This window comes from Pseudomonas sp. HMWF021 (genome assembly GCF_003061005.1).
Taxonomy (GTDB): domain Bacteria; phylum Pseudomonadota; class Gammaproteobacteria; order Pseudomonadales; family Pseudomonadaceae; genus Aquipseudomonas.
Genome location: NZ_QAIK01000149.1, coordinates 31546 through 40708 on the forward strand (window position 1 = coordinate 31546; position 9163 = coordinate 40708).

Below are 9163 nucleotides of genomic sequence, written 5' to 3' on the forward strand. Positions count from 1 at the left end.
GTGCAACGCGATCAGCACCAGGGTCGGCACACCGAGCAACGCCGTGATCATGAAGAAGTTGTGGTAGCCGAACTTCTCGACCATCACCCCTGAATAGCCGCCCATCAGGCGCGGCAGCAACAGCATGATGGAACTGAGCAGAGCATATTGGGTGGCCGAGAACTTCAGGTTGGTCAGGCTCGACAGGTAGGCGACGAACGCCGAGGTCGCTAGGCCGGAACTGAAGTTGTCCAGAGAAATGGTCACCACCAGCATCTGCAGGTTCGGCCCCATGTCGGCCAGCATCACGAACAGCAGGTTGGTCGCCGCCGACGCTGCGCCGCCGATGAACAGGATTGGCAGGATGCCGAAGCGTACGATCAGCAGGCCGCCCATGCCGGCGCCGACGAGGGTCATGATCAGGCCGAAGATCTTGCTGACACTGGCGATCTGATCCTTGGTGAAGCCCTGGTCGATATAGAACACGTTGGCCATCACGCCCATCACCGTGTCGGACATCCGATAGGTGGCGATCAATCCGAGCAGCAGCAATGCCTGCCAGCGGTAGCGCAGGATGAAGTCGTTGACTGGCGTCAGCACCGGGGCCAGGCCACGACGGCCCATGGTCGACAGGCACAGACCGGTGAGCAGGGTGTAGAGAATGGCGCGCAGGAAGGCGCGGTCTTCGAGCAACAGGTCGAGCGGGCTCATGGTGCCGAACAACACGCTGGCAAAATCGGTGTTGTACAGCTGGGTGAACATCGCCGGCACCGATACCAGCAGCACGATCAGCACGAATACCGAGGCCAGTTGGTGCACAAAGCTGTAGCGGCCGGCCTGCAACTGCGTGCGCAACGGCACCGGCGGTTCGCGCATCAGCAACGAGGTCAGCAGGGCAGGGACCATCAGTACCCCGAACAGGGCGTAGGTGCCGGTCCAGGCTGAATGCTGATAGTTGAAACCGGTAGAGCCGAAACCTTCGGCGAAAAACAGTGCGCCTGCCGTGGCAAGCAGGGCGGCGACGCGATAGCCGGACATGTAGCTGGCGGCCAGTGCGGCCTGCCGGCTGTCGTCGGCGATTTCCAGACGATAGGCGTCTACCGCGATGTCTTGGGTAGCGGAGGCGAAAGCGACGATGACGGCAATGGCAATCAGCCAGGACAGGTGTTTCTGCGGATCGCAGAACCCCATGCCGATCAGGCCGAGAATCACCAGTGACTGAGACAGCACCAGCCATGAACGACGACGCCCAAGCTTGCCCAATAAAGGCAGGCGCCATTGGTCGAGCAACGGTGACCAGACCCATTTGAAGGCGTAGGCCAGGCCGATCAGGCTGGCGTAGCCGATGGTTTCCCGGGCAACGCCGGCTTCACGCAGCCAGACGGAGAGCGTCGAGAACACCAGCATGTACGGCAGGCCGGCGGCGAAACCGAGCAACAACAGCACGAGCGTCGAAGGACTGGCATAGGCGGCGAGCGCGGCGCGCCAGGTTTTACGGGGCATGGGCTGAAGTCTGCCTCAAGATTGCGAAAACAAAGCGCGCACTCTAACCGCTGTGCTCTATCGGACGCCAGCCATGGCGCTGAATATCCACACGATTGTTCAGGATGGTGATGCCTTCAGAGCGCAATCGTGCCCGCTGCTCATCTCCTGAGGGGCTGCCCAGCGGCAGACTGATCCGGCCGCCGGCGCCCAGGACGCGGTGCCACGGCAGCCGGGTGTCACCGGGTAACTGACTCAAGGTGCGGCCGACCCAGCGGGCGGCGCGCCCCAACCCCGCCAGTTCGGCCAACTGACCATAGCTGACCACCTTGCCTTCAGGTACTTGGGCAAGGGTCGAATAAAGCGCCGTGCGTCGGATTTGCGCCTCGCTTTCATCGGGCTGGTTCGGCTCTTTCACCTGCGCGGTTCCTGAACGTCAGTCGTGTTGATGGGCTTAAGCGTAATCGCTCGTAGGCCAGATGAGAAATGAACTCAATGGAAATCGCTCTGTCAGTCCTTGTCAGGGTCTTATTCCTACGGATAATGCCGACCTTTTTTCGCAAACTTGAGCCCTTGAACTGCTTATGCTGTCCAGAACCTTGCTGTGCCTTGCTGTTTTCAGTGCGTCTACGCCCCTGCTTGCCGACACCGTCTGGTTGAAGAACGGTGACAAGTTGAGCGGCAAGATTTCCGTTTTCGATGGCGGCAAACTGCTGATCCAGACCCAGTACGCGGGGGCGGTTACCATCGACTGGAAAGAGGTCAAGACCCTGGAAAGCGATCAGGAACTGCTGGTCAAGCAGGACGCCTACAGCGGCGAAAAGGCCAAGTCGTTGACCGCCGCCGATGACGGCAAGGTCACCCTGGCCAATGGCGAGGCGCCAAAAACCGTCGAGCTGGCGAGCATCCAGCAGATTCTCAAACCGAAGCCGGTGGTCGAGGATCTGGTGTGGAAAGGCAATATCGGCCTGGCGCTGGACTATCAGCGGGCGGAAAAAGACACCGACGACTACGACATCGACTTCAAGACAACTGCGCGTCATGGTCGCTGGCGGCACACCGCTGAAGGCGAATACAACCGCGAAGTGCAGGACGAGCAGGTCACCACCAATAACTGGCGCGCCGAGTATGCGCTTGACCGCTTCCTCACCGACAAGTGGTTCTGGCAGGGCCGTTTGAATTACAAGCGTGATTACGTTGAAGAGCTGTCGCGTCAGCGCGTGGTCGGTACGGGTCCTGGTTACCAGTTCTGGGACGACGAACTCGGCGCGTTCTCGCTGGGCTCGCTGCTCAACCGCACCGATTACGAGTACAGCGATGGCGGCAAGGACAATTTCTACTCGGTCGCCATGAAGTGGGATTACAACCGCTACCTGATCGGCAAGAAAGTCGAGTTCTTCACCAATGGCGAACTGGGCAAGCCACTGTCTGACGTGGCCAACTACGCACTGGATGCCGAGATGGGCCTGCGCTACAAGGTCACCGACTGGGCGTCGCTGAACCTCAAGGCCGAGCGCGACATCATCAGCGGCACCAAGGATGCGGATTTGAACAAGACCCGCTACACCGCAGGGTTTGGCGTGGCCTGGTAAGGCACAAACAAAAGATCGCAGCCTGCGGCAGCTCCTACAGGAGGGCTGTCGCGGGCTGCGATCTTTTTTGCGCGTGGAAAAAACATACGCCCACAAAAAAGCCCCGCTTTTGAGGGCGGGGCTCTTTTCTAAAGAAGCTACAAGTTAGATAACTTGTACTTCTTCAGCTTGCATGCCTTTCTGACCGCGGGTAGCGATGAAAGAAACCTGTTGGCCTTCTTTCAGGCTTTTGAAGCCGTCGGACTGGATAGCTTTGAAGTGAACGAACAGGTCGTCACCGGATTGTGGAGTGATGAAGCCGAAGCCTTTTTCATCGTTGAACCACTTAACGGTACCGGTTTGGCGATTAGACATGGTGTAACTCCTTGAACAAAGATAACTGCGACTCAGGAAGAACCCTGGCCGAGACTGAGTGCAAAGAGCAGGAAAAATTCTTGTAGATGGTTGGATCGAAATTCAACATATCGTGTAGAGATTCTCAGTGACACAAGCAGCACAGTGGCGCCACCTTAACCCTTTTTCCGGGACGTGCCAATGCTTCTTGCGAAGGTTTCTCTGTTTTAAGGATCGGCGGTGTGACGGTTCGTCGCCAGGGCGCGTAATTCCTGGCTGTTCGCCGAGAATTGCAGCGCGGACTTTGAACCCGGCGGCGCGCCCGGTAAGATGCCGGACAGATTTTTTCCACCTCGCTATTCAGGACACCCGCCATGAGCATCAAATCGGACAAGTGGATTCGCCGCATGGCGCAGGAACACGGCATGATCGAGCCTTTCGTCGAGCGCCAGGTGCGCGGCAGCGACGACAGCCGTGTGATCTCCTACGGTGTGTCGAGCTACGGTTACGACGTGCGTTGCACCAACCACTTCAAGGTGTTCACCAACATCAATTCGGCGATCGTCGATCCGAAAAACTTCGACGCCGGCAGCTTCGTCGACATCCACAGCGACGTCTGCATCATTCCGCCGAACTCCTTTGCTCTGGCGAGCACCGTCGAATATTTCCGTATCCCGCGCAATGTCCTGACCATCTGCCTGGGTAAAAGCACCTACGCGCGCTGCGGCATTATCGTCAACGTCACCCCGCTGGAACCTGAGTGGGAAGGTCACGTGACCCTGGAGTTCTCCAACACCACGAACCTGCCGGCGAAAATCTACGCCAACGAAGGCGTGGCGCAGATGCTGTTCCTCGAATCCGACGAGCAATGCGAAGTTTCGTACAAGGATCGCGGCGGTAAATATCAGGGCCAGCGTGGCGTGACCCTGCCGCGTACCTGATCCATCCGGCAGTTCGCGGGAATTCTTTGGCGGGCAGGCACTCTATGGGGTGTACTGCCCGTTTTTGCTTACGGCAAGACGGGCCTTCGCTGAGGAGGGTTCCATGAAGATCGATCCGCATATCACCGCCGAGCTGGCAAGGCTTGAGCCCAATCAGATTGGCGTTTTGGCCTGGTCTCTGCTGGCACACCCGTCTGTCAGCATGGCCGGCGGAATTCCCGGCCAGCCTGATCCCGATACCCCCAACGAACAACCGACCGAGCCGGGCGAACCGACCCTGCCGGACGAGCCGCCGCCCGCGCCGGTGGCTTGACCCGCTGCCCGAGGAATGGCCAGTCAGCAGACGTTTGCCAAAAACCTCAGCTGACTGGCCATATTTCGTTGTCGCCGACGACAAAAATCCTGCTGGTATCATCCTTTTCTACCGGGTAGCCGCCGGTAAACGCGCCAAACGCCGGAAGCAGGCTCAAACGCTCGCCCAGCCGGAAGCAGGCCAGGCGCAAGCTTTGCCGGCCGCGCCCATTCAGCCGATAGACCGGATGCACGTGACCGGCCAGCACATGGCGCTCGGGGTGCGGATCGGGTTCGTGTTGCAGGGCAAACGGCCCGATCAGCAACGGTTCCGGCACCACCCGGATGTTCAACGATGCCGGAGGATCCCCCGCGCGCTTGTCGTGGTTGCCACGAATCAGCGTCATCGGCAGATCGACGTGACGGGCGCGCCATTGAGCCAAGGCATTCAACGTACCGGCCGCATGGGAGCCGGGACCGTGCAGAAAGTCGCCGAGGAAGATCAACTGACGACACGGCAGTTTTGCCAGCAAGCGGTCGAGCACTTCGATATTCGCTGTCGTAGTGCCTTGCGGCACTGGCTGGCCGAGGCTGCGATAGGCGGCAGCCTTGCCGAAATGCACATCGGCGATCAGCAGCGCTTGCTGCGCCGGCCAGTACAAGGCTTTTTCCGGCAGCAGCCAGAGTTCTTCGCCGGCCAGGCGCACCGGATAACCGCCGCTCATCAGGCTTTACCTTTGTCAGCAGATTTTTCCAGGTCGCCAACCATGCGCCGGATGCGGTCGGCGAGTTTTTCTGAACTCATGCTTTCGCGCATACGCTCCACCAGCAATGGAAAGCCCAGTGGTGTAGGACGTTTGATCAGGTGCATATCCAGTTTCATCCGGTTGATCCGCTCCAGTGTCTGTTCCAGACGACGAATATCCAGTTCTTCCCGCAGGACTTCTTCCCCGGCCTGCGCCAGCAGCAGGTTGTCAGCGTCGTATTGCTTGAACACTTCGAAGAACAACCCGCTGGAGGCCTGTACCTGGCGCGTGCTTTTCGGCGCACCGGGGTAGCCGGCGAATACCAGCCCGGCAATCCGCGCGATTTCGCGAAAGCGCCGCAGCGCCAGTTCTCCGGCATTGAGGCTGGCGAGTACGTCGCGCAGCAGATGATCGGGGCTCAGCAACGCCGTATCGAGTTGCTCGGACCAATCCACCGGCGTGGCGCTGAGCAGTTCCAGTCCGTAGTCATTCACCGCAATCGAAAAGGTCACTGGCACACGCTGACTGACGCGCCACGCCAGCAGGCTGGCGAGCCCCAGGTGCACCTGGCGCCCGGCAAACGGGTAGAGGAAAAGGTGCCAGCCCTCGCGGGATTTCAGCACCTCCGCCAGCAGGCTGTCGCTAGTGGGCAGACCCGACCAGCGCGCCTGGGTTTGCAGCAACGGTTGCAATGCGTGCATTTCCGGCCCGGCGAATTCGCCTCGCGCCGCAGCCGTGAAACGGCTGACCACCGCTGCAGCCAGTTCGTTGGAAAGCGGCATACGCCCACCATTCCAGCGCGGTACGGCGGCTTTTTTCGCAGTGCTGCGTTTCACGTAAGCGGTCATGTTCTCCACTCGCACCAATTCCAGCAAACGCCCGGCAAACAGAAAGCCGTCACCCGGTTTCAGCCGCGCGATAAAACCTTCCTCGACACTGCCCAACTGCTTGCCACCGCCACCCTTGCTCCAGAATTTCAGATTGATGCTCGCGTCGCTGACGATGGTGCCGATGCTCATGCGATGCCGGCGCGCCAAGCGCGCATCGGGTACACGCCAGACGCCGTGTTCATCCGGTTCGACCCGGCGGTAATCCGGATAAGCCGTCAGAGAAAGTCCACCGTGACGTACGAAAGCCAGCGCCCAGGCCCAATCCGCCAGTGTCAGGTCGCGATAAGCCCAGGCACCACGGACCTCTTCGTACAACTCTTCGGGAAGAAAGCCACCGCCCAGAGCCATGCTGACCAGATGCTGCACCAGCACATCCAGTGGTTTGTGCGGCGACAGGCGCGGTTCGATGCGTCGTTGCTCCACGGCGTCCCGGGCGGCGGCGGCCTCGATCAGTTCCAGGCTGTGGGTCGGCACCAGCGTCACCCGCGAGGTGCGCCCCGGCGCGTGACCGGAGCGCCCGGCCCGTTGCATCAGCCGCGCCACGCCTTTGGCCGAGCCGATTTGCAGCACCCGCTCCACCGGCAGAAAGTCCACGCCCAGATCCAGGCTCGAGGTGCACACCACCGCTTTCAGATGGCCGTCTTTCAGTGCTTGCTCGACCCAGTCGCGGGTTTCGCGGGACAGTGAACTGTGGTGCAGCGCGATCAACCCGGCCCAGTCCGGCCGCGCGTCGAGCAACGCCTGATACCAGATCTCCGATTGTGCGCGGGTGTTGGTGAACACCAGGCTGCTGGCGCAGGCATCGAGTTCGGCGACCACTTGCGGCAGCATCTTCAGCCCGATATGCCCGGCCCACGGAAAACGCTCGATGGCGGGTGGGATCAAGGTGTCGACCAGCAGCGGTTTGTCGCTCTGGCCCTGCACCGTCACGCCGCCACCCTGTGGGATCAGCACCTGTTCGGCGTGGGACTGATTACCGAGGGTGGCGGACACGCCCCAGACGATCAGTTCGGGTTGCCAGTGACGCAGGCGGGCGAGGGCCAGTTGCAGTTGCACGCCGCGCTTGTTGCCGAGCAATTCATGCCATTCATCGACGACGATCATGCGCAGGCTCGACAGCGCGGTTTTCGCATCGGCACGGGCCAGCAGCAAGGTCAGGCTTTCCGGAGTGGTGATCAACGTGGTCGGCAGACGCCGGCCCTGACGCGCGCGCTCGGCGCTGCTGGTGTCGCCGGTGCGCAGGCCGATGCTCCATGGGATCTGCAAATCATTGACGGGCGTTTGCAGAGCGCGAGCGGTGTCGGCGGCGAGGGCGCGCATCGGCGTGATCCACAGCACGGTCAGTGGCTCAGTCTGTGGTTTGCGTTTGCTGGTCGTTGCAGTTGGCGGCAGAGCGCGGGCGAAGCGGTTGAGCGCGGCGAACCACACTGCATAGGTTTTACCGGCGCCAGTGCTGGCGTGGAGCAACCCTGACTGACCTTTTTTGACGGCGGCCCACACCTGCTTCTGAAAGGCGAACGGCTGCCAGTGGCGTGCGCTGAACCAGGTTTTTGCAAGGTCGGGGGATTTCGCCATGCCGGCTGCGCGCTCTGAAGGTGTTCCTTCAGTGACCGCGCCGACATGCGAAAGGTTTAATCACACCGCAATCCCCAATGTAGGAGCTGCCGCAGGCTGCGATCTTTTGATCTTGAAAGGCAAAATCAAAAGATCGCAGCCTGCGGCAGCTCCTACACGGGGGATTCGGGTTATTTGAGGTTACCGCTGAGGAACTGCTTCAGCCGTTCGCTTCGCGGATTGCCCAGCACCTCTTCCGGTGCGCCTTCTTCTTCCACCAGGCCTTGATGCAGGAACAGCACCTGGCTGGAAACCTTGCGGGCGAAGCTCATTTCATGGGTCACCATGATCATCGTCCGGCCTTCCTCGGCCAGCCCCTGAATCACCCGCAACACCTCGCCCACCAGCTCTGGGTCGAGGGCCGAGGTCGGTTCGTCGAACAGCATCACTTCCGGCTCCATCGCCAGCGCCCGGGCAATTGCCACCCGCTGTTGCTGGCCGCCGGAGAGAAATGCCGGGTACTGATCGGCAACCCGCGCCGGCAGGCCCACTTTATCCAGATAACGGCGGGCGCGGTCTTCGGCTTCCTGCTTGCTGCAACCCAGCACCCGGCGCGGGGCCATGGTGATGTTTTCCAGCACGGTCATGTGGCTCCACAGGTTGAAGTGCTGGAACACCATCGCCAGTCGCGTGCGCAGGCGTTGCAGTTCATTCGGGTCGGCGACGTGCATGCCGTGGCGGTCGGTGACCATGCGGATCGCCTGGCCGTCGAGGCTCATGGTGCCATCGTTGGGTTGTTCGAGGAAGTTGATGCAGCGCAGAAAGGTGCTTTTGCCCGAGCCGCTGGCGCCGATCAGGCTGATCACGTCGCCGGTCTTGGCCTTGAGCGAAACGCCTTTGAGTACCTGATGGTCGCCATAGCTTTTGTGCAGACCTTCAACAGTCAATTTGTACATGGGACAGACATCCTCAAGGCGAAAGTAGATAGCCGCTGCGATAGGCTTCGGCGCCCGCCACGTGGGCGATCACCATGCCGGCAGTGGCCATGCGTCGCAGCGAGCGGGCGTACAGGACGCCGGCAGCGGTGCAGCAAATGGAGGTCACCCGATCGGTGATCGGGTCGATGATTTCGGCAATCTGTTGCCCGGCCTGCAGGTATTGCCCGGCCGTGGCGGTGTACACCAGCAGGCCGCCGACTGGCGTGGTCACCGGTTCGACACCGGCCAGTGGCGTGGCGGGGAAGGGCAGGGGCGGCTGCGGGCGGGTTTCGCCAACGATCGCATCGAACTGGATCAGGTAATCGATCAAGGCCTGGCAGTCACGGCTGGCGAGCGGGTGATTGACGTCACCCTGGC

At 60.9% G+C, this 9163-nt stretch carries 10 protein-coding genes; 3 read left to right on the plus strand and 7 right to left on the minus strand.

Annotated features, from left to right (window positions below):
* Both DBR18_RS21360 and DBR18_RS21365 read right to left on the minus strand, forming a co-directional pair.
* A partial coding sequence (locus DBR18_RS21360) for an AmpG family muropeptide MFS transporter (protein WP_108591814.1) occupies nucleotides 1–1482 on the minus strand: 1482 nt, incomplete at its 3' end.
* Between the two features lie 43 nt (nucleotides 1483–1525).
* Nucleotides 1526–1879 carry an MGMT family protein gene (locus DBR18_RS21365; RefSeq protein WP_108591808.1) on the minus strand — a complete coding sequence of 118 codons (354 nt, stop codon included), beginning with the start codon at nucleotides 1877–1879 and terminating at the stop codon, nucleotides 1526–1528.
* Nucleotides 1880–2045: 166 nt separating this feature from the next.
* Between DBR18_RS21365 and DBR18_RS21370 the strand changes: the two genes are divergently transcribed.
* Nucleotides 2046–3053, plus strand: a complete 1008-nt coding sequence (locus tag DBR18_RS21370; protein WP_108591809.1) for a DUF481 domain-containing protein — start codon at nucleotides 2046–2048, stop codon at nucleotides 3051–3053.
* Between the two features lie 144 nt (nucleotides 3054–3197).
* On the opposite strand, the gene DBR18_RS21375 is transcribed toward DBR18_RS21370, so the two are convergent.
* Nucleotides 3198–3407: a cold-shock protein gene (locus tag DBR18_RS21375; RefSeq protein WP_002554837.1), complete on the minus strand. Its 210-nt coding sequence runs from the start codon at nucleotides 3405–3407 to the stop codon at nucleotides 3198–3200.
* Nucleotides 3408–3760: 353 nt separating this feature from the next.
* On the opposite strand from DBR18_RS21375, the gene dcd reads away from it, so the two are divergent.
* Nucleotides 3761–4327 (plus strand): dCTP deaminase, encoded by a 567-nt coding sequence (gene dcd / locus DBR18_RS21380; RefSeq protein WP_003222308.1) that lies wholly within the window; start codon nucleotides 3761–3763, stop codon nucleotides 4325–4327.
* Nucleotides 4328–4430: 103 nt separating this feature from the next.
* Entirely contained in the window at nucleotides 4431–4640 is a 210-nt protein-coding gene (locus DBR18_RS21385; RefSeq protein WP_108591810.1) for a hypothetical protein, read from the plus strand.
* 46 nt (nucleotides 4641–4686) lie between these two features.
* On the opposite strand, the gene pdeM is transcribed toward DBR18_RS21385, so the two are convergent.
* The 4 genes from pdeM to DBR18_RS21405 form a co-directional block, all read right to left on the minus strand.
* A complete protein-coding gene (pdeM, locus tag DBR18_RS21390) occupies nucleotides 4687–5343 on the minus strand; it encodes a ligase-associated DNA damage response endonuclease PdeM (RefSeq protein ID WP_108591811.1) in 657 nt (218 codons plus the stop codon).
* Nucleotides 5343–7829, minus strand: a complete 2487-nt coding sequence (locus DBR18_RS21395) for a ligase-associated DNA damage response DEXH box helicase (protein WP_108591812.1) — start codon at nucleotides 7827–7829, stop codon at nucleotides 5343–5345. Before DBR18_RS21395 ends, pdeM begins: the two co-directional genes overlap by 1 nt.
* A gap of 170 nt (nucleotides 7830–7999) precedes the next feature.
* The gene (locus DBR18_RS21400; protein WP_108591813.1) at nucleotides 8000–8764 is read right to left on the minus strand and encodes an ABC transporter ATP-binding protein; all 765 of its coding nucleotides are present in this window, start codon (nucleotides 8762–8764) and stop codon (nucleotides 8000–8002) included.
* 13 nt (nucleotides 8765–8777) lie between these two features.
* The coding region (locus tag DBR18_RS21405) for a succinylglutamate desuccinylase/aspartoacylase family protein (RefSeq protein ID WP_371921133.1) at nucleotides 8778–9163 on the minus strand (386 nt) is incomplete at its 5' end.